The sequence below is a fragment of the Labrys sp. 22185 genome (assembly GCF_052045555.1).
In the GTDB taxonomy this organism is placed as follows: domain Bacteria; phylum Pseudomonadota; class Alphaproteobacteria; order Rhizobiales; family Labraceae; genus Labrys; species Labrys neptuniae.
Genome location: NZ_JBQEPH010000021.1, coordinates 60,306 through 80,522 on the forward strand (window position 1 = coordinate 60,306; position 20,217 = coordinate 80,522).

General features: G+C 59.9%; 10 protein-coding genes. 6 read left to right on the forward strand and 4 right to left on the reverse strand.

Translation table 11 applies throughout. The annotated features are described in order from the left end of the window. The 3 genes from ACTJKX_RS28520 to ACTJKX_RS28530 all read left to right on the forward strand — a co-directional run bounded on the left by ACTJKX_RS28520 (nt 1) and on the right by ACTJKX_RS28530 (nt 5,144). A complete protein-coding gene (locus ACTJKX_RS28520) occupies nt 1-2,457 on the forward strand; it encodes a condensation domain-containing protein (RefSeq protein ID WP_440727306.1) in 2,457 nt (818 codons plus the stop codon). A 62-nt stretch (nt 2,458-2,519) separates the two neighbouring features. Then, entirely contained in the window at nt 2,520-3,566 is a 1,047-nt protein-coding gene (locus ACTJKX_RS28525) for an alpha/beta hydrolase (protein ID WP_440727307.1), read from the forward strand. 873 nt (nt 3,567-4,439) lie between these two features. Beyond that, entirely contained in the window at nt 4,440-5,144 is a 705-nt protein-coding gene (locus tag ACTJKX_RS28530; protein WP_311935170.1) for a response regulator transcription factor, read from the forward strand. Between the two features lie 365 nt (nt 5,145-5,509). Here ACTJKX_RS28530 and ACTJKX_RS28535 read toward each other — a convergent pair whose 3' ends face one another. Both ACTJKX_RS28535 and ACTJKX_RS28540 read right to left on the reverse strand, forming a co-directional pair. Next, nucleotides 5,510-7,732 carry an EAL domain-containing protein gene (locus tag ACTJKX_RS28535; protein WP_440727308.1) on the reverse strand — a complete coding sequence of 741 codons (2,223 nt, stop codon included), beginning with the start codon at nt 7,730-7,732 and terminating at the stop codon, nt 5,510-5,512. A gap of 223 nt (nt 7,733-7,955) precedes the next feature. Beyond that, nucleotides 7,956-8,744, reverse strand: coding sequence for a response regulator transcription factor (locus tag ACTJKX_RS28540; protein WP_311935165.1), 789 nt, complete (start codon nt 8,742-8,744; stop codon nt 7,956-7,958). Between the two features lie 600 nt (nt 8,745-9,344). Between ACTJKX_RS28540 and ACTJKX_RS28545 the strand changes: the two genes are divergently transcribed. The 3 genes from ACTJKX_RS28545 to ACTJKX_RS28555 all read left to right on the forward strand — a co-directional run bounded on the left by ACTJKX_RS28545 (nt 9,345) and on the right by ACTJKX_RS28555 (nt 16,819). After that, nucleotides 9,345-10,502: a helix-turn-helix domain-containing protein gene (locus tag ACTJKX_RS28545; RefSeq protein ID WP_367623083.1), complete on the forward strand. Its 1,158-nt coding sequence runs from the start codon at nt 9,345-9,347 to the stop codon at nt 10,500-10,502. A 192-nt stretch (nt 10,503-10,694) separates the two neighbouring features. Further along, nucleotides 10,695-15,848, forward strand: coding sequence for a PAS domain S-box protein (locus ACTJKX_RS28550; protein ID WP_440727309.1), 5,154 nt, complete (start codon nt 10,695-10,697; stop codon nt 15,846-15,848). After that, entirely contained in the window at nt 15,845-16,819 is a 975-nt protein-coding gene (locus tag ACTJKX_RS28555; protein WP_440727310.1) for a diguanylate cyclase domain-containing protein, read from the forward strand. Before ACTJKX_RS28550 ends, ACTJKX_RS28555 begins: the two co-directional genes overlap by 4 nt. A 158-nt stretch (nt 16,820-16,977) precedes the next feature. On the opposite strand, the gene ACTJKX_RS28560 is transcribed toward ACTJKX_RS28555, so the two are convergent. Together ACTJKX_RS28560 and ACTJKX_RS28565 are read right to left on the reverse strand one after the other, a co-directional pair. Beyond that, nucleotides 16,978-17,700 (reverse strand): response regulator transcription factor, encoded by a 723-nt coding sequence (locus tag ACTJKX_RS28560; RefSeq protein WP_311935158.1) that lies wholly within the window; start codon nt 17,698-17,700, stop codon nt 16,978-16,980. Between the two features lie 671 nt (nt 17,701-18,371). Further along, nucleotides 18,372-20,066, reverse strand: a complete 1,695-nt coding sequence (locus tag ACTJKX_RS28565; RefSeq protein ID WP_311935156.1) for a tyrosine-protein kinase domain-containing protein — start codon at nt 20,064-20,066, stop codon at nt 18,372-18,374. Nucleotides 20,067-20,217 lie beyond the last annotated feature (151 nt).

A 20,217-nucleotide genomic window follows, 5' to 3' on the forward strand; every position in this document is an offset into this window, starting at 1 on the left:
ATGGCAGGTTCTGAAACAGGCAACGACATCGGTATCGGCGCCCAGGAGGCCGACACGGACCTCTATGCCTTTCCTTGTTCGCTGGCCCAGGCCCGCTTCTGGATCCTGGACCAGATCACCCCGGAAGACCCGGCGCTGAACGTTGCAGTGCGTTGGCGCCTGCGCGGCCGGCTCGACGTCGCCGTGCTCCAGCAGGCGCTGAATGCGGTGATCGACCGTCACGAGATCTTGCGCACCAGCTATCGCGACGTCGATGGAGAGCCCGAACAACTCGTTCATCCCGACGCATCGATCCAGCTTCCGGTCATCGATCTGACCTTGCTGCCGGAAGCGAGCCGTCACGAGGAAAGAGAGCGCATCAGCCAGATCGAGGCACGCAAGCCTTTCGACCTTACGCGGGTGCCCAATCTTCGTGCGACCCTGCTGAAAGTCGGGGCCGAGGAGCACATCATCCTGGTTACCGTCCACCACATCGCCTGTGACGGCTGGTCGGTGGGGATCATCGCACGTGACATGATGGAGTTCTACCAGGCCCGGCTGCGGCAGCGCGCGCCCAAACTGGCCGATCTTCCTCTGCAATATGCCGACTTCGCGGCGTGGCAGAGCGAATGGATGAAAGCGGACGCGCTCAAAAACGAGCGGGCTTATTGGACCTCGCAACTGGCCGGATTCAAGCGCTTCGATCTTTCTTCCGACAAGCCGCGCGGGGGAACGGGGGCTGCGCCGGCGCTCATTGTGGGGCGTCAGTTGCCCCGCACATTGACCGATGCGATGTCCGCCCTGGCAACGGCGGAGGGCTGCACGTTCTTCATGGTCGGGGCAGCCGCGTTGATGTGTCTCCTGCATCGCCACAGCGGTTCCGAGGACATTACGGTCGGTACGCAAATCGCCGGGCGAGATCGGGTCGAGCTCAACAACATTGTCGGCCCCTTCATCAATACCGTGCCCCTGCGCAGCAGGATCACCGGAAATCCGAGCTTCCGGCAATTGCTGGCCCAGATGCATGACGTCATCGAGGGCGCGCTGCTCAACCAGCATATGCCGATCGAAGACATCATCGCCATTGCCAAACCGGTGCGCGAGCCCGGTCGCAATCCGCTATTCTCCGTCAACCTGATCTGCCAGCGTTCGTTCATACCCACCGATGAGCGCCCGGAACTCAGCCTGATCGACATGCCGTCCGTTTCGCCGGGCGCGCTTTATGATCTGAACTTCTTCTTCGTCGAGCGCCCCGATGGCTGGCGCATGTCCTGCGAATACGACACCTCGCTCTATAACAAGGAGACTGTGGAGGGGTATCTCGCCCAGTTGCAGGACCTGCTCGACGGCCTCGTTGCCGATCTGGACCGGCCGGTTGGCGAGGGGGCCAGCCCGGCGCCCGTTCGCGCGCCTGCCCCGCAGCTGGCATCTGCGCGCGCACCCGGGCTTCCCGATGGTCATGTGCGCGTGGAAGCCGAGCTTGCGGACATCTGGGTCAACATCCTCAAGGTGCCGATCCTCAATTTGAAGGACAATTTCTTCGCGCTTGGCGGGCATTCACTCTCGGCGTTCCGCATGCTTTCGCGGGTCGAGAAGGTCTTCGGCAAACGCATTTCCTTTGACGAATTGCACAGCCACCCCACCATCGGCGAGTTGGCCAAACTTCTGGGCGGGCCCGTTATCACGGAGGCGAAGGGGGCCGTGGTCATGCAGCCGCATGGCGCGAGCACGCCCATCTTCGCTTTGCACGACACCTTCATTTACCAGGAACTGGTCAACCATCTGGGGGAGGATCAGCCCTTCATTTCGGTCCCGTTGCCGGCCTTCGTCGAGGGAGGCGCGGAAACCAGCCGGGCGGAGATGGTGGAGCACTGCGTGCGCATCATCGAAGAAGTGCGCCCGCACGGCCCCTACATCCTGCTCGGCTTTTGCGCCGCGGCTCGGCTCAATGTCGCCGTCGCCCGGCGTTTGATCGAGAGGGGGCACACAATCGAACTGTTCGTGACGCTCGATGCCTGGGCTCCCGGCTATTCGAAGCGTCAGTCGCGGCTGAAGGGAATGCTGGGACGATACTCCTATCAGATCCAGTCAGGGCTCTACTATGCTCGTTGCCTCTTCGGTGGTGCGGAACAGCGCCGACACGCCTTGAGGCGCATTCGCCTCTTCCTGAAAGCGGTGTTCGGCCGGAAATCGTTCGAGGATGGGCCGGATGACGATGCACGGATCGGCCATTGGGTGGTCGAGGCCGGCAGGGACGAAGGTGGCACGCCGCTTCCCATGCCGATCCTCGCCTTCCACAACGAGAACATGCCGCTCGGCTATTTCCTCGACAGGACCATGGGTTGGAATGCCCTGACATCGAAGGGCGTCACCATGGTTTCGGTGGCAGCGACCCATGAGGAGCTTATTCGCCGCACGGCCTCCAGGACGATCGGCGACGTCATCAACGCAACACTCAAACAGCTCTCCGGCCGCTGAGGATCTCCATGCCAGCCTCTCTCATCCGATCGCCGGTATGGTCGAGCAGAAGAAAGGGGCTCGTGGGAGTGCTTTGCCTTGGGGCGGCATTGCTCGCGGTCGGTCTCGGTGTCGCAAGCCTCGCGCGGGCCGGCGATCCCGAGGTTGCAGTTACGCTGGTGCCATTGTCGGGGTTGTGTGGCGACAAATCCGCCGCTCTGCCGCGCGATGTCGCTGATCGCCTTGCTGTCAGGGCCTGGTATGCCAAGCAGGCCGCCGGCGCCGGGGCTATGCCTCGATCGCCCGTCATATTCTTCAATGCCGGCTGGGGGGGCAGTGTCGAGGGCCATATGAACCAGATCGACGCCCTGGTTCACCGCGGCTATGTGGTGATCGGAGTCGATCAGAAAGATCCCGAAGCCTACAGGCAGTTCGTCGATTTTTCGGGCGAGGAGGCATTCGTACGCACCCGGGCGGCCGTCAACCTCAAAGCCGGTGCCTTTGCCAAGGACAATAGCATCGTCCTCGACATCCTGCGGGCAGCTGCCCCCTGTGCTGAGGACGGCGATGTCGCCTCCGTGCTGAGGAGGCTCGATTTCGAGCGGGTCGGCATCATGGGCTATTCGTTTGGTGGTGCAGTCGCCGCGGAAACCAGCAGGCAGGACCCGCGTTTCAAGGCGGCAGTCAATCTCGATGGCTGGTTGTTCGGGGATGTCGGCAGGCTCGGCTTGAGCCGGCCTTTTCTCGAAATCAGTGACGATAGCCCGTTGCCTACGGCAGCCGACCTCAATTCGAGCGATACCGTGCTGCGCATGACGTCCAAATTGACGGACGAAGACTACACGCATGTTCTGGCCAATATGGAACGATATGGCGGATATTTCCTCGTCATGGCGGGGAGTCGGCACCAGAGCTTCGTCGACGTCTCCCAACGATCGTTCCTGGCACGGCTGGCGTCAGTCTTGCCGAGCGCCAGAAACACGGTTGCGGCCGTGAACACCTATGCCGGCGCCTTTCTGGACCAGTATGTCGCCGGTGAAAATTCCGATCTCGGCAAGCTCATCGCTTCACGGGATAGTCGCGTCAAGATTGTATTCGCCAAGGCACCGGTGATGGAGGTGACGCAATGAGAGAGCGGCCAGCCATACCTCGCCGGGGCCACGATCGATGCGCGGATGTGATTCGCAGTTCGCGTTCGCGGGTCACGAAATCGCCACGAAGCGACATGTTCCGGTCCGAGGGCGCCTCTGCTGTCGACGGCAGGCGCGCCGATGTCGGAAATGGAGGATATCATATTCCCCAAAGTCTGTGGTTGGCGGGGGCAAACAAACGAGCAAAGCCTGGAAGCTCCTGCGGCGATTCTGGAAGGTTTTTCTTCTAACCTGTTGAAAGGAAAGAGCGTTTCTCAATGGTGTGCGACACGGGTCTGTAGATCGAGCCCGTTCGTATGCTTGGTGCTGTGCCTTCGACAAACAGGAATCTGTTGTTGGTGAGGAGTGCAATTATACCTGTTCGATAGGTAACACAGTGCTTCCCTAACGGCATAAGGCGAGCTAATACGTCGACGCCGTACTTTGGACGGATTGGCCTCCTAAAAGTATCACGTCGGTGTCACGGAGCCTGGGGTCTAACGTAACGCATCATACAAAACTCCATGTGCTACTTGGCATTCTTATGGAGTTTACAAAGAGGCCGATACATAGTAGTAAGTAGCTTGAAAAACTATGCTTGACTGTTGCTGCGTTGATTGGCGGCATATGGTTATTCTAATCCAAGCATAGAATAAAAATGCTCAGAATTGAGTGCGCTGGTTGCCAGAATATTGACTGCCATGGTGCTGCTTTTTCAAGCACGCGCATGGTATTTGTCGGATGACTTGTTTGGAGATTGAGACTGTGACTGATTATTCCGCGAGTAGCCAAGCTTTGATGCCATTTGCGGTAGGTTCAGTGCTGCCGTTGAAGTCATCTTCCTCTGTAGTTGAGCTTAGGAGGGAGGGACGTATGGAAGACAGCCTTCAAGATGACTCCGCTTCTGGCAAACTCGACCAGGATTTGCAAACCCGGATCGTCATCATTGATGAGAATGCTCTGTCGCGCAGCTGTCTGATGCGTTGTCTTGCTGCGAGTGAAGGAAATTTCGTTACGGAAGGATATTCGCGTATCGCGGATTGGGAAGCAGCCGGCGCGGCTGTGACCATGCCGATCGTCCTTCTCTGCGCGACGGGACGGAAGGCCACGGACACGGCCATACGGCGCGATCTGGATCTAGTCATCCAGACGGCGCCGGAAGCCCGGGTCATCCTTGTTTCCGACTATGAGGAACCGACGGAGATCGTGGCTGCTTTGGAACGGGGCGCGAAAGGCTATATCGCGATGAGCTCCAATCTCGATGTTGCGATTGCCGCCATTCGACTGGTGCGTGCTGGCGGTACTTTTGTTCCGGCTAGTGGCCTGCTGTCGTCGCGGTCTCAAAGCGTCCAGGCGAATGAGGAAGGCGAGACCAGCGGTCGTTCCCGTCAGACCGTCTTTACGCAAAGGCAGCTCGAGGTGATCGATCGCTTGCGCCAAGGCGAGTCGAACAAGCTCATTGCCTACAAGCTCAATATGGGAGAGTGCACCGTCAAGGTGCATGTCCGTAACATCATGCGTAAAATCAAGGCGCGCAATCGCACCGAGATTGCCTTCTTGACCAATGAGCTGTTCTGAGATGCCGCGCCTATCGCGTTTTGTGATTTGATGGAGTCGTCAAGAATCGTAAGGACGCGTCAAACCAAAGAGCTGGAGCAAATTCGCGTTCGGTCATGAGCGCGCTTTGTTCTAGGCGCCGACGTCGATACACCGCCCCGATGCCGTAAAGGCATCGGGGCGGATTTGTTTTGGTGGACGGGTTACCAGCCCTGATAAGAAGCGTGCGCGGTGCGCCAATTCGGATCGGGAAGGCTTGCGGCGGTAGGGGACGGCATCTCGGTGGCCGAGCAGTTCCGCATCAGTCGCCGGTCTGAAGGTTCGACTTCTCACGGCCGGACAACTCGGACCGGCCAAGTTATGCGGTCCAAGTTATGCGGGCGAAGTTATGCGGGCAGGGTCTCTGTTTTCATCCGTCGCGAAGCGGGCGGCGCACCGCCTTGCCTGTCCTGCAGCCAGGCTTCGAGATCGGCGGCTTTCAAGGGATGACTTAGCAAATATCCCTGGGCGATTTCGCAACCCAGTTCCTGCAGCATTTGCTGCTGCATTTCGGTTTCCACGCCTTCCGCGACGACCGCGATGTTGAGGCTCTGGCCAATGCTGTTGATTGCCGTCACCACGGCAAGCGCACTGGGGTCGGTTACCATTCTCTCGATGAAGCTACGATCGATCTTCAGCTCGGAGAAAGGAATATGCGTCAAGCGGCTCAGGCTTGAATAGCCTGTACCGAAATCATCCATCGACAACCCGACGCCGAGCGCCTGGATGGCGGCGATGGTTGCCAGGGTGGTTGGATGATCGTCCATCATCACGCCCTCGGTGATCTCGAGCATCAAAGTATGCTTGGGAATATCGTATTGGCGCATCAGATGGGCCACCACGTCCGGCAGATTTCGGTTGCGGAAATGCAAGGGGGACAGATTGACCGAAATCGCCGGGATGTGGTGGCCGGCAGCGTGCCAGACAGCCATCTGGCGGCAGGCCTCGCTGAGAGCCCAGATCCCGATTTCATCGATTAAGCCGATCTGCTCGGCAATCATGATGAAACGGCTGGTGGAAATGTCGCCCAGGACGGGATGTGCCCAACGGATGAGAGCTTCGACACCGTGTAGAGTGCCGTCCGCGAGATTGACTTGGGGCTGATAGAGTAAGCGTAGTTGCTCCTGCGAGACTGCTTCGCGCAAGGCCGCACCGAGGATCACCCGCTCCTGCGCGCCGTCGACAACCTCATGCTCATACAGGAAAACGGCTTCGTGCCCGGCTGCCTTGCCCTTGCAGGCGGCGGAATCGGCTCGTTTCAACAGCGTTTCGACGTCGGTGCCGTTGTCGGGATAAAGGCTGATGCCGATGCTGATGGAGATCGGCAGCAGCAGATCCGCAATCGCAAAGGGTTTGGCGACAGCGTCAACGAGCTTCCTGGCCACCATTGTGGCATAGGCGCTGTCGGCGTCGGGCAGGATGATCACGAAGACATCGCCACCGAAGCGCCCGACAATGTCGATGGGCCGAAGCTGGTTCTGCAGGCGGGTGGCGATCTGGCCGAGGATCTGGTCGGCCGTGGAATGGCCGAAGGTATCGTTGATGTCCTTGAAACGCTTGATGTCGAGGCGCAGCAGCGCCATCTTGCCTTGCTTCTCGCTGGCTTCTGCGATCGTCTGGCCGGCCTTTTGGTAGATCTGCCGGCGATTGGGCAGGCCCGTCAGCATGTCGAAATAGGCAAGGCGATTGATGTGCTCCTTGGCCTCATGTTGCTCGATCGCCAGGGCGCAGAGATGGACGCAGGCCGAGACGATCTCCTCGTGCAGATAGCTGGGGCCTCGCTTTTCGCGGAAGTAGAAGGCGAAAGTGCCGGCAACCCGACCATCCCGCAGCTTGATGGGAACGGACCAGCAGGCACGCAGGCCCAAGGGCAGCGCCAGGCCCTTGTAGGGCGCCCAAAGCGGATTGGTCTCGATATCGTCGACGAGCACGGGTTCGCCGAAATAGGCCGCCGTCCCGCACGAGCCGACGCTGGGACCGATTGCGATCCCGTCCAGAGCGTCCGAATAATATTGGGGCAGGCTCGGGGCGGCGAGGGGATGCAGCAGGCCGTTCTGATCCACCCTCAGAATGGTCGAGATGACGTCCCGCGTGATGAACTCTGCTTTCTTGCAGATGAATTCCGATACGTTCTCCAGCGAAGCGCCGGATACCAGTTCCTCCAGCACCGTGTTCTGGAGTGTCTGAATCATGCGTGCAGGGGTATTGCTGTGAATGGTGACGATCGTCTCCGTGACGTTTTCATCGATGTCGCGAATATGATCGGTATAGATCAGCAGCGTGATTTCATTGCCGAACTTGTCGTGACCGTTGATTTCCTCCAGGCCACCTCGTTTGGCATTGACGAGGCGCTCGAGGCTGAGACGAGTCGCCGAAGGGGTGGCCTTGCTGACGAGCACTGAAACCAGCGGACGGCCGATCACGTCCTCGGATTGATATCCGAGCATCTTTTTGAAGCTGGGGTTGATCCAAACGATTTCGCGCCTGGCATTGAGGACCGCTACCGCCTTGTCGCTCTCCTGAACAGAGCGTCCGAGGAGGTGAATGCCTCTGTCACGCGTAAGTGGCATGCTTGTTCCCAATGTGCCCTTGTCATGCCTGACGATCATTGGAGCATCTCGGTGCAGCAGACAACGAAATCCAGGTAGCCAATAATGCTATAGCACTCCAGCGGTCTTGTTAAGACTTCATCGGTGATTGGCATTGGGCGTATCAGAATCCGAGGTCAGGGCAGTGTTTTTCAGGCTATTCGAGACTTTCAATGTCGGTAGTTGTCAGGTCTTGATCGCGTTTTCATGACTGAAAGAGCTCGCTGGTCATGCAGACGAGTTCGGTTCTGTTGCGAGCCTGTATCTTTTTCATCATGTTTCGAACGTGAACTTTCACCGTGCATTCGCTCATGTTGAGTTTGTGAGCGATGACTTTGTTCGGATCACCCTTGCGAAGATTTTCGAGCACGGTCAGCTGCCGTTCGGTCAGCAAAGCAGAGGCACGCCTCTGCGGTTTGGTTTCCGCAGCAGGCGAACTGGCGCTCCGCGCGGAAAGCAGGCTGCTGGCGGGAATGAACGTGCCGCCGACATTGACGAGATTGACGGCGCCGATGGTCACGTCGAGATCCAGGCTCATCGGGACATAGCCCTTGGCGCCCCGTTCCAACGCAGCGACCATGCCGGAGGGATCCTCGACATCGGAGATCACGATCACCCTGGCGTCGGCTGCCGCCTGCAGAATGCTATCCAGGCCCTGGTGAAGCGCGGCTTCGGTTGCCTGGCGCCCAGTGGCGCACAGCAGGATGATCGGTGCAGCGGTTTTGGCCGCTGCATCCTGCCATTCGCGGATGCTCCCATAGGCACGGACTTCAAACTCGCTGACGGCATCGCCCAGGCAGCGGGTCAGGCAGTCGCGCGTGAAGGTGTTGTCGTTGATAATGCTGATCGTGGCCTTTTCTGCCGCGACGTCCTTGTCCTTGCGGACGGAAGGAGCTTCGACACCGCGCTCGTCGAAGACCCGCCTGTCGCGCTGGTACTGCAGGGGCCGCCGCCTGTCGAGGATGGTGGAAGCGTCTGTGAGGGCGATGTTCATGTTCAATCCGCAACGTGTTGGTACTATGCTGACTAAGGGGCAAGTTATGCGAGATCGATGATTTGGTCGTTAGCTTGGAGTCCGCAGACATAGCAGTGAGTACAAATTCCGAGGCAATCAGGCTCGGACTTGGTAGAGAAGTGACTCCAACGGCGTAGGAGCCCCCTACGCCTTGCCAGTGCTGGTGCGGAATAGGAGATCGAGGATTCGAGCTCTTTTGCCGTATATCTACCTCCCGTTCGCCTGCACCATCAGTGACTGCGGCGAGGGGGCGGGCGGAGTTTGCGACGGATTTGCGCTTCCGTATAATCGATAAGAATTTCTATGATCTGTCAGTCAGAGCGGTATGATTTTATGAAATATCCCTTGGGCAAGACGCAACCTTACCGTGCGACATGCAGCCTCGGGCAACAGGCTGGATGCGGCAATTCACTTGTGCATAAGGTAAAGGAGGGTGGGCGAAGCGTGCTGAAAAGTCTCTTTTGAAGATTTCCGTTGTTGTTCATAATAACAAGTGCGGCCGCCACCTCGAGGCGCCGTCGGCAAAGTATGTGAGCTCCCGCTTTTGGGTGAGCCTGCCGCGAAAGCGAGGAAAGCAGAATGGACGATGGCGCGTCCCGCAACGATCAGCAGCCGGCTTCAGGAGCCCAGGCGTCGCGTTCCGGCAAGGAGCGCCGTCGTTGGTCGCGGCAGCCCAGTTCATCGCAAAGTGACGGTCCACCGCCACCTCCCGCGCTGACGCCCCTGATTTTTTCGACCGAGGAATTGCCACCTGGCGAGCAGTTCGATGCCTGGCAGGTGCTCAATGCGCCGCTTGCCGATCTGACGTTGCCCGACGGCGTAACGGTGCAGGAGGGGTTTGCCGCACGTCAGGTCGCCTGGAATCTCGGTGGCATGCTGGTTGTGCAGCAGAAGGCGGCTGCCCACAGCTACCATCGTTCCGCGGCCAAGCTTCGTTCCAGTCTCGTCGACCACTGGGTGATCATCTTCCGGCGCGAGGGAAAAGCTTGGACCGAAGTCGGTGGGCGTGTCGCCGAGAGCCAGCCGGGAACGGTCGAGATCCGTTCCCTGGGCCACGCTTTCCGGGGCAGGATGCTCGAATCGCAGAGCCTGGCGCTGTATTTGCCTCGTGATCTTTTTGCCGATTCCACTGCGGTGCTCGATGCCAACAACAACCGGATTTTGTCGCGCAACCTTGCTGGCCTGCTGGTCAGTCATGTTGACAGCGTGGAGGCACGGCTGAGCGAGTTCAGCAAGGATGACCTGCTCGGCGTAGTCAATGCCACCAGGGATATGATCCTGGCTTGCGTGGCTTCCACCGAAGAGCGGGCGATGGTGGCCACCAAGCAGGGAACGGTGGCACCCATGGAACGTGCCCGGCGCTTCATCCGCAGCAATCTGCAGACGACCGCCATTACCCCTGAGCTGCTGTGCCGGGAACTCGGCATATCACGGACCCATCTCTACCAATTGTTCGAGCCGAGCGGCGGTGTGGTTCACTATATCCAGAAGCAACGCCTGCTTGCTGCCCATGCTGCCCTCAGCGATCCCTCGGACCGTCGCCTGATTGCTGAGATTGCCGAGAGTTTCGGATTTGCCTCCGCAGCCGATTTCAGCCGCGCTTTCAGCCGGGAGTTCAGCTACAGTCCTCGCCAAGCCCGCAGCGCGCCCGCGCCGAGCCGTCTGATGAAGGAGGGAACCCGGGACGCAGACGGCCTGCCGTCGTTCGAGCGTTGGCTCAGGGCCTTGGGAAGCTGAAACATTTTGCGATTTGATGCAGCCGCCTGGAAAAGGATGGGTCCACACAGGGGAGTTGGAGCAAGGCGCATTCAGGCTTGAAGGCGTTTGCTCTGGATGGCGATGGCTCGATGTCGTGATCGATTGGCCCTGACGCCGTGCCTCGCGTGATGGGCAGCTTCTCTGCGCAGTGCGTTTCAAAGGGAAGCAGGCATGTCTTCGAACAGGCGAAGCAACGATCGGCAAGGAGATGGCGCGGACGAGAGCAAGCTGGCCATTCCTGCCGCTGTTCTCGAAGGATGGGCCGCTACCGCCGATATCTTGGTTGGTCTCCTGGAGCATGCGGCTGCCTTTGTCATGCGAGGGGTCGGCGAAGGTGGCGAGATCATCGCTGTCAGCCACGGGCCGGGCCAGGCACATCGAGCCGGTTCGACGGCAAGCCAGATTGCTCTGCAGCGTTTCAGCATCGCGGTTGCACGCGAAGCCGGCGAACACGCACCAGACGGTTCCGATCGGGAAAGCCGACGAGCAGGGACCGTCATCGACATAGCGGCAGGGCAGGCTTTCCTCGGCGCGTCGATCCGTGGACCGAAGGGAGAGGTCTTCGGCACGCTGATGGTTCAAAAGCAAGGTGAGGCGGGGTTCTCGTCAGCCTACCAGCGCCTGTTCATCCGTTTCCGGAACGAGATCGAGCATGATGTGAAGCTGCTCTTCCTCAGCGGGAGCGAGATGCAGCGCGACGGCAAGCGGATCGAAACCGAAAAGCGCCTTGGCGACAATCGTTTCAGCTTGCTGCTGGAACATGTGGCTGACGATTTCTTCGTCCATGACGATCAGGGAAGATTCCTCGACGTCAACCATCACGTAACCCTCAGCACCGGTTTCACCAGGGAAGAGCTCCTGCGGATGTCGGTGCCCGACATCGTCGAGGATTTCGACCTGGCATGGGCGAGGAGCGTGTGGGCCGAGGCCGAGCCGGGCGTCGCGACGACACTCTATGCCAGGCATCGCCGCAAGGATGGTTCGGTTTTTCCGGTCGAGGTTCGGCTTTCGTGCCATCTCTATCAGGCCCGGAAGACCTTCTTTGCCACCGTGCGCGACATCAGCGAGCGGGTCGAGGCCGAGAATGCCAACCGCAGGCACAACGCCGAGCTCGAGATCAGGGTTGCGGAGCGCACGGCCGAACTGCGCAAGACCACCGATCTGCTGCAGACGGTTTTCGATGGCACCACGGATGCCATTTTCCTGAAGGATCTGGAAGGCCGCTTCGTGATGCTCAACCAGGCGACGGCCCGTTTCCTGGGACGGCCTGCGTCCGAAATTCTGGAGCGGGATCTTACGGCCGTGATCGATCCGGAAAATGCAACCCGTATCCTGCGGACCGATCGGGAGATCATGGCGCGCGGCAAGGTCGTGACCATGGAGGAAACCTTCGTCGTCAACGGCACCAGGCGCCATTTCTTCGTGACCAAGGTTCCAAGGCGCGACGAGAAGGGTGACGTGATCGGCTTGATCGGCGTTTCCCGTGACATGACGGATGTCCGCGCCACCGAGACGGCTTTGCGCCATAGCGAGGCGCGCTGGGAATTCGCGCTCAATGGTGCGGGCGACGGATTGTGGGATTGGGACCTGCGCACCGGGAATGTCTTCTACTCCCGGCAATGGAAGGCAATGCTGGGGCATGCCGAGAACGAAATCGGGCCTACGCTCAAAGAATTCATCGATCGCATCCATCCGGATGACCTGCAGGCGAGTTGGGCTGCGGTGGAACGGCACATAAGCGGCGAGGCTCCGGACTTCGTCATTGAGCTGCGCATGCGGGCCAAGGACGGATCCTGGCGCACGATTCTCGATCGCGGCAAGGCCATCGAGCGCGATGAGGATGGTTCGCCTCTGCGCATCATCGGAACCCACACCGACATTACGGCGCGCAAGCAGATCGAAATGGAATTGTCGGCGCGTGTTCGGTGGTTGTCCGAGATGATGGAAAACCTGCCGATCGGAGCCGCTTTCGTGACCGATGACGGGATCCTGGTCAACCGTGCTGCCGAAGAACTCACCGGGTACGATAGGCAAGAACTGTCGATTCCTGATGCGTGGTCGCGGCTTTTCGGTCGCGATCTATTTGAGGCTCTTGTCTCCGATTCGAGCAATGATCGGGCCGGCCGGACCTATCGCACCGGGCAGTACGGCTTTTTTCGCAGGGGCGGAGCGCCGCGCCTGGCGGAAGTGGCTGCAACCCAGGTTGGCGATCACGCCATCTGGCTCATGCGCGACATCACGGAGAGCAAGGAGCTGGAAGCCCAGCTCAGCTCCCTTGTCGACAACCTGCCGCATGGGGCCGTCTATCGCCTGGTGCAGACGCCCGATGGAAAATTGTCGTTGCCCTATGTGAGCGCCGGCATCCTGGCACTGACCGGCGTGCCGGCCAGCGAGATCATGGAACGGCGAGGGGCCTTCGTTCAAACGATCCATGAAGACGATCTGCCTCGCTACAACGCATTGCTCGAAGATTCGCTCTCGCGCGGCAGCGTCTTCGACTGCCAGTTCAGATCTCGCACGCGGGACGGCCGGATTCTCTGGCTCCATTGCCGTTCCGCTCCCCGCTACCAGGCCGATGGCACGGTGATCTGGGACGGTGTCATGCAGGATATCACCGCCCGCAAGCAGGCCGAGGATCTCATCGTCGCCCTCAAGGAGCGTATGGAGCTTGCGATCAAGGTCGGCGGCGTCGGCATATGGGACATGAACGCCCAGGACCAGAAATATATCTGGGATGACCAGATGTATGTCCTCTACGGGCTGGAGCACGACGCTTTCGACGGTAGCCTCGAGCGCTGGCTTTCGTTGCTCCATCCCGACGACGTCGACCGCGTGCTGACACAATGGCAGGAGGCCATCGCCAGGACGGGAACGTTCGAAAGCGAATTCAGAATCGTGCACCCCGATGGCGCCATCCGGCATATTCGAGGCCAGGCCGAGGTCTTTCGTGCCGATGACGGCTCGGTACTGCGCGCTCTGGGCATCAACCAGGATGTCACCGAGGAGCGGCGCACGGCCCAGGCTCTGATCCAGGCTCGCAAGGCCGCAGAAGCCGCCCAGGCGGCCAAGGGCGAGTTCCTGGCAGTGATGAGCCACGAAATCCGCACGCCCATGAATACGGTGCTCGGCATGACCCGGCTGGCACTGCAGGCCGAGCGGGACCCCAAGCAGCGCAACTATCTCGATAAGATCAGCGCATCGGCGCAAACGCTGACCTCCATCCTCAACGATATTCTCGACTACTCGAAGATCGAAGCCGGCAAGCTCGAGTTGGAGGAAAGCGAATTCAGGCTGGAGGCCGTGCTTGAATCAGTCTCCGCCGTGACGGCCATGAAAGCCGAGGAGAAGGGCATCGAGATCATCTATGCGGTGGCGCCGGATGTGCCCTCGCGCCTCGTCGGTGACTCGCTCCGGCTCGGCCAGGTGCTGATCAATCTGGTGAACAATGCCGTCAAATTCACCCACAAGGGCGAGATCGTGGTGTCGGTCGACGCCAAGCAGGCCGCTGCCTCAAACGCCGTCCGGCTGCAATTTGCCGTGCAGGATACGGGGATCGGCCTCGGCGCCGATCAGGTCGCCGGCCTGTTCCAGGCTTTCGCCCAGGCGGAGAGGCACGTCTCGCGTAAATATGGCGGAACCGGCCTCGGACTGGCCATCTGCAAGCGCCTCGTCGAAGGCATGGATGGGCAGATCTGGGTATCGAGCACGCTGGGCAAGGGCAGCACCTTCTATTTCACGGTCGAGCTCAGGTCACCGCGGCGCGCTGCCTCCCATGATGGGACCCTGCGTTCGGGGGAATTGAAGGGCAAAAGGGTCCTGATCGTCGATGACAATGCCAGTGCCCGCGAAACATTGGCAGGGATGGTGCATGATTTCGGCATGGAGAGCCATGTCGTCGATTCCGGCAAGGCCGCGTTGGCGGCGCTGAGCCAGGCCCGCGAAGAGGGACGGCCCTTCGAAGTCGTTCTGATGGATTGGCGCATGCCCGGCATGGACGGCCTGGAAACCGCAGCGCGGATCAAGACCGATGCAAGGCTCAAGAGCACGCCGGCCGTTCTGATGGTGACGGCCTATGGTCGTGAAGAGGTACTTCGACGAGCCGAGCAGCTCGGTCTGCACGGTGTGCTCGTCAAGCCGGTCACCGTGTCGGTGATGTTCAACACCATCGTCGGGGTCTTTCACGATGCCGCAAATGGGCCCCCTGTCGTTCTTGGCGAGGAAGCGGGCGAGATCTTGCCGCCGCAGGCGCAGGACGAGATCCTGGCGGCACTCGCGGGCCGGCGTATTCTGGTCGTGGACGACAATGCCTTCAATCGGGAGGTCGTCGGCGACTTCCTGCAATTGGCCGGCATGCATGTGGACACGGCGGTGAATGGCCGGGACGCTCTGGACAAGCTGGAAGCGGCGGCCTACGACGCTGTCTTGATGGACGTCCACATGCCTGAAATGGACGGTCTGACGGCCACACGCAGGATTCGCGCACAAGAGCGCTGGGCTTCCCTGCCCCTGATTGCCCTGACCGCTCAGGCCCTTACCAAGGATCGTGAAGCCAGTCTCGCGGCAGGCATGAACGCGCATCTGACCAAGCCGATCGACGAATTGGCTCTCTATAGGACATTGATGGAATTGCTCCCTGCGCCCTCCCTCGCACAGGATGCCGCAAACGAGACGCCAGACATGGCGGAAGGGCGTGTTTCGGGGGATATTTTCGCGTCAATGAGCGGGGTGGATCTATCCGCGGCCCAGAAACGCCTGGGCAATAGCCGCGAGCGATTGCAGCGCCTGCTCCAAGGGTTCGTTCGCGATTTCAGGGAGGCTCCCGCGCAGCTTGATCAGGCGGCACTGCGAGGGGATGCCGCAGCCGTTGCAGCGCTCGCGCATGCCGTCAGGGGGGCTGCTTCCTATCTGGATGCCCATGAGTTGTGTGCGACAGCAGCTGGTATCGAGGAGATTTCTCGCGGTGGGGACGTCGATGAGGTCCGGCGTCTTCTTCCCGCGTTCCGGGATGACCTCGCATTGCTGCTCAGCCAGCTCGATCGTGTTGCCGCACAAGCTACGGCTGGAGGGTCAGGGCCAGTGAGGGGCGGTCTGCGCAACGTTCTTGACCTCATCGCAGCCGCAAAACCCTTGTTGCAAAGCGGTGACTATGCCGCTTATGCCATTCTTGGTGATGTTGTCGCCGAGCTCTCCGGAACTGTCGAAGCCGAAAGAGCAAGAGCGATCCTGGGCCATTTCGAGGAACTTGAACTGGTCGAGGCAGAAACCCTATTGCAGCAATTGAACGCCGATCTGGAACAACGGGTGTTTGAAAGATCTCAAGAGTGAGCGACGCTTTTCCGCAGACGGTGCTGATCGTCGACGATGACCGGATCAATCGGACGATACTGGCGGAGCTGCTGCAGCGTGAATGTCGAATACTCCTGGCGAAGGATGGGCCGAGCGCTCTGCAGCGTGCGCAGGACGAACGAAGCATCGACTTGATCCTGCTCGATGTCTCAATGCCGGGTATGGACGGTTACGAGGTTTTGCGTCGACTGCGTTCCGAGCCCCAGACCGTCAATATCGCAGTGATCTTCATCACTGCCCTTACGGATGAACAGGACGAAGAACGCGGGCTTTCGCTGGGCGCTGCCGACTATGTCTTCAAACCGATCAGTCCCGCCATCGTCAGGGCCCGCGTGCGCAACCATCTCAAACTGGTGGCGCAACGCAATGAACTGGAGCGCCTGTCGGAAAAGGACGGCCTGACCGGAATCGCGAACCGGCGCTATTTCGACAAGGCGTTCGAGCTGGCCTGGCGGCATGCCGTCCGCTCCGGCGATCCGCTCAGCGTGGCCATGATCGATGTCGATCATTTCAAGGAATATAACGACCATTACGGTCATGGCGCCGGCGACGAAGCGCTGAGGCAGGTTGCCCAGGCCCTCGCGCGGGCCGCCGGCCGCCCCTATGACGTCGTCGCCCGGTATGGCGGCGAGGAATTCGTGATGCTGCTGCCGGGACTGCATGAATTGGAGCCACTGCTGGAGAGACTGAGGCAGGCGGTGCTCGATCTCGATCTGCCGCATGCCAGGTCACGTACTGCCGAAGCGGTAACCATCAGCTGCGGCGGGGTGGTGGCGTTCGTGTCGCAGACGGACAAGCCTGCCGCATTGCTGGGCTGGGCCGACAAGTTGCTGTATCGGGCCAAGCAGCAGGGCCGCAACCGGGTGCTGGTCTGGCAGGGGCAGAAGGAAGGCCTCTTCCTTCCCGTGGGACAGGGTGGAACAAGCAAGCCACCAGGAAAGCCGCTGTGAGGCAGTACCGGGTAACCGGTACCACCAGCACGGCGAGAGTAGGGGAGAGCCCGCCGCCAAAAGCCTGCGGCTCTGATGGCGGACGGAACAGTGATCATCGAGTTCCGCTGCCGGATGCCCCTCTCTGGCCCGACGGGGCGAAGAAAAGCGGCTGCCTGTCAGGAAGACCGTGCGATGTCCAAGGTGAGGCGCTGCATGTCCGAAGCACTATTGAGCTCATAGCCTTCAGCGCGCAGAATATCACGCGATTTGTGGGCAATTGCAGTCCGGCTCTTCACCTTTAGTTTCTTCATGATGTTGCGGATGTGAACCTTGACCGTGCTTTCGCGCAGATTGAGCTCCGTCGCAATGGCGGCATTGGACTTGCCGCGACTGACCGCGGCAATGATCGACAATTGCCGGGGGGAGATGCGCGGGTAGTTCCGGCCGGGCTGCTCCTGGCGGACGAGGGCAGGTTCGGTCGCCGCCCGGATCAGACTGGCGGCGGGCACAAAGACGCCGCCCGCGATGACCAGGCGTGTTGCCTCGATGGCCACCTCTGCACCGAGCGTGCTGGGAATGTAGCCTTTCACACCGAGGTCGAGAGCCCTGAAAATACTGGCTGGATCCTCGGAGTCCGATAGAATGATGATTGCGGCTGAGGGCATATGCCCGGTTGCTGCGGCCAGCAAGGTCAGATCACTCGGATCGTCACCCTCGCAGATGATGACGAGCGAGACTTCCTCATGCTCATCGGCAACAGCATTCCATTCGTCCAGACGGGCGAATGGCAAAATTTTTCGTTCAGGAAACTCTACCGCCAGGACACGGCTGATGCAGTCGCGCTGTAATGTCCTATGGTTTATAAGGGCGATTTGTCCTGGTGGACTGTTTACTACCATGGTGGGGCCATATGATTGACCAAGCTGCCTCAAGGGCACCGAGGGAGATAGATCTGTAGATTGCAATTCGGACACTTCACACAACATATAAACGGATAAGGTAAGACTGAATTCCGGTCAGGAAACAGACAGCTACTGTCAGGGATGACAGAATGAAGAACGCATCCCCTGGATCATGAATTCGACCGATGTCCGTTGGTCATGCCTGACAAAACCAGGATGTTCCGCGAAGGAAAGACTTGTGAATTGCCGCCACCTCGACGATTCACTCTGGTATTTCCTTGGTCTAGAGCACTGCAATGCCATCATGAGCATCTGCAGAATGTTGCAAGCTCTGCTCTGATTCAATCTAGCAATGTTGATAGGAAGCGAGTGAAAGTCGGGACCGATTTAGGTACTCTCTAACTCAAAGGCGGTACCCCGAAATGAACCGAGGCGAACGTTGGGGTAAATGGGAAAGCCGATTGGCTCGGTTGCGATGGCAAATGGCGTCGCAACCAGCAGCCATCGGCCAAACGGCGAGCGGGTTGGTTTCCTGCTGCCTCGGTCGTACGAGCAGGCTCCCCCGAGAGGGAAGCTGGCCTGGATCGTAAGGACGGCGAAGCAGCATCCCTGAATTGATGAAAGGCGAACGCTGAGGGAGCGGCCCCGATAGACCCCGGTGTGCCAGGTCAGGCGCGCGGGCGGCGTAGGAGCACCGGCCAGTCGCGCCTCGGCACCTTGTTGAGCACGGCGCCCATCACCTTGCCATTGGCCTGCTGCAAGGTATCGAGCGCCTCGGTCACGTCGTCGCTGGTGGTGCGGCCCGCCTCGATGACGAAGATCATCGTATCAAGGAGCGGTGCCACTGCCTTGACGTCGGAAGACAGGCTCATGGCAGGCAGATCGACGATGACGCAATCATAGGCGTTCAGCGCGTTGAGCTGTTCCTGCATGACGGATGAACCGATGAAGAGATCGATATCGACCGAGCCGCCAGCCCTGTTCGCGGGAATGAAGTCGAGACGAGGAACCAGATTGATCGCGGAGGCGGTGATCTGCTTGCCACGCTGTTGCAAAACTTCGCTCAGGCCATAACGGGCATCCGGAGCGTAGTGACGGCTTAGTGCATCGTCGCGCAGATCGCAGTCGATCAGCATGGTGTGGCGGCCGCTCGCGGCGAACAGATGGGCCAGGTTGGCGGCGATGGTGGACTTGCCTTCATGGGGCAGACACGATGCAATGCCGATGACTCGCGCGCCGGAACTCTGCTCCTTGCCCATGATCGCCGTGCGCACGGCTCTCAGGCTTTCGGCGAAGGGGGAGAGCATGCCGGCCTTCGAGGTGGCATAGGCAAAGTAGTTGTCATCCGAATCGGTTCGGCGCCGCCTGAATAGCCGCAGCGATTTAATCGCGGCAACCAGCGTTTTCGGCAGCTTGGCGAGATCACGGCGGAGGTCTGCAAGGCTGTGCGGCAGGCCGGAGCCGCGCTCGTCGGTCGCAAAGGGGATGATGCCGATGCAATTGAGACCGAGCTCGCGCTGCACATGCCGCTTGGCGCGCAGCGTGCGGTTGAGCGTGTGAAAAATACTGACCGCACCGAGACCCGTCAGCAGGGAGAAGGAAGCCGCCAGCAGCAGAATCAGTTTCGTCTGCGGATAGGCTTTCGAAAGGGGCTCGGCGGCAGAACTGATGATACGGGCGTCGGAGGCGGAGAACTGGCGATCAGGCAGGACACCCTTGCGTACCGCTTCCTCGATGGCCTGTTGCTGTCCCTTGATCTCGTCGATGCGCCCTTGCAGCCATTCATTGTTGCGCTGCATGGACAGAGACCTGGCATCGATCTGGTCGCGGATGAAGGCGGCGGTGATCGAATTGGCGATCGAGGCGGCCTTGGCGGCGGATTTCGAGCGATAGCCGATCTCGAGCACCAGGGATTGCCCGATTCGACGTACCGTGACGCGGTCGCTGAAAGTGGTGAAGGCCGCTGCATCATGGCGTTTGACCAGATCCGGCGTCACGCCCTGGGCCGGCAGCGGGCCGACGAATTCGGGATCGTTCTGCAGATTCAGCGTTTGGAACACCAGGCGCAGAACCCGTTCGGATTTCACGATCTGAATCTGGCTCTCGATCTGCGAATTGTCGAGATTGGTCTGCAGAAGGCCGGGATCCACCCCCTGGGAACTTGAGAAGGAGCTTCTGGGCTCCAGAATCACGAAGGAGGCTGCGTAATATTCCGGCGGGGTGCTGACGATGTAGATGATCGCGGCGAAGACGCAGAGGATGAACCACAGCACCAGGCCGCGGGCATAGCGCATGATCTCGACGAGAATGTCGCGCAAGCCGAAACTCGTGGGCTGATCATTCAGCGGCCTGAGATAGAGCATGTCAGCGGCCTCGAACCTTCAACAAAATCCATGAACAGGGCGACATTGGAACGACGGGATCGCGGGCAATCCCAACGATCCGGTTCGAGCGCGCTCGAACATGTCACATTGCGGAAAGCCTGGAGGCAGTGCGCTGCCGCGCGGCTGGTTC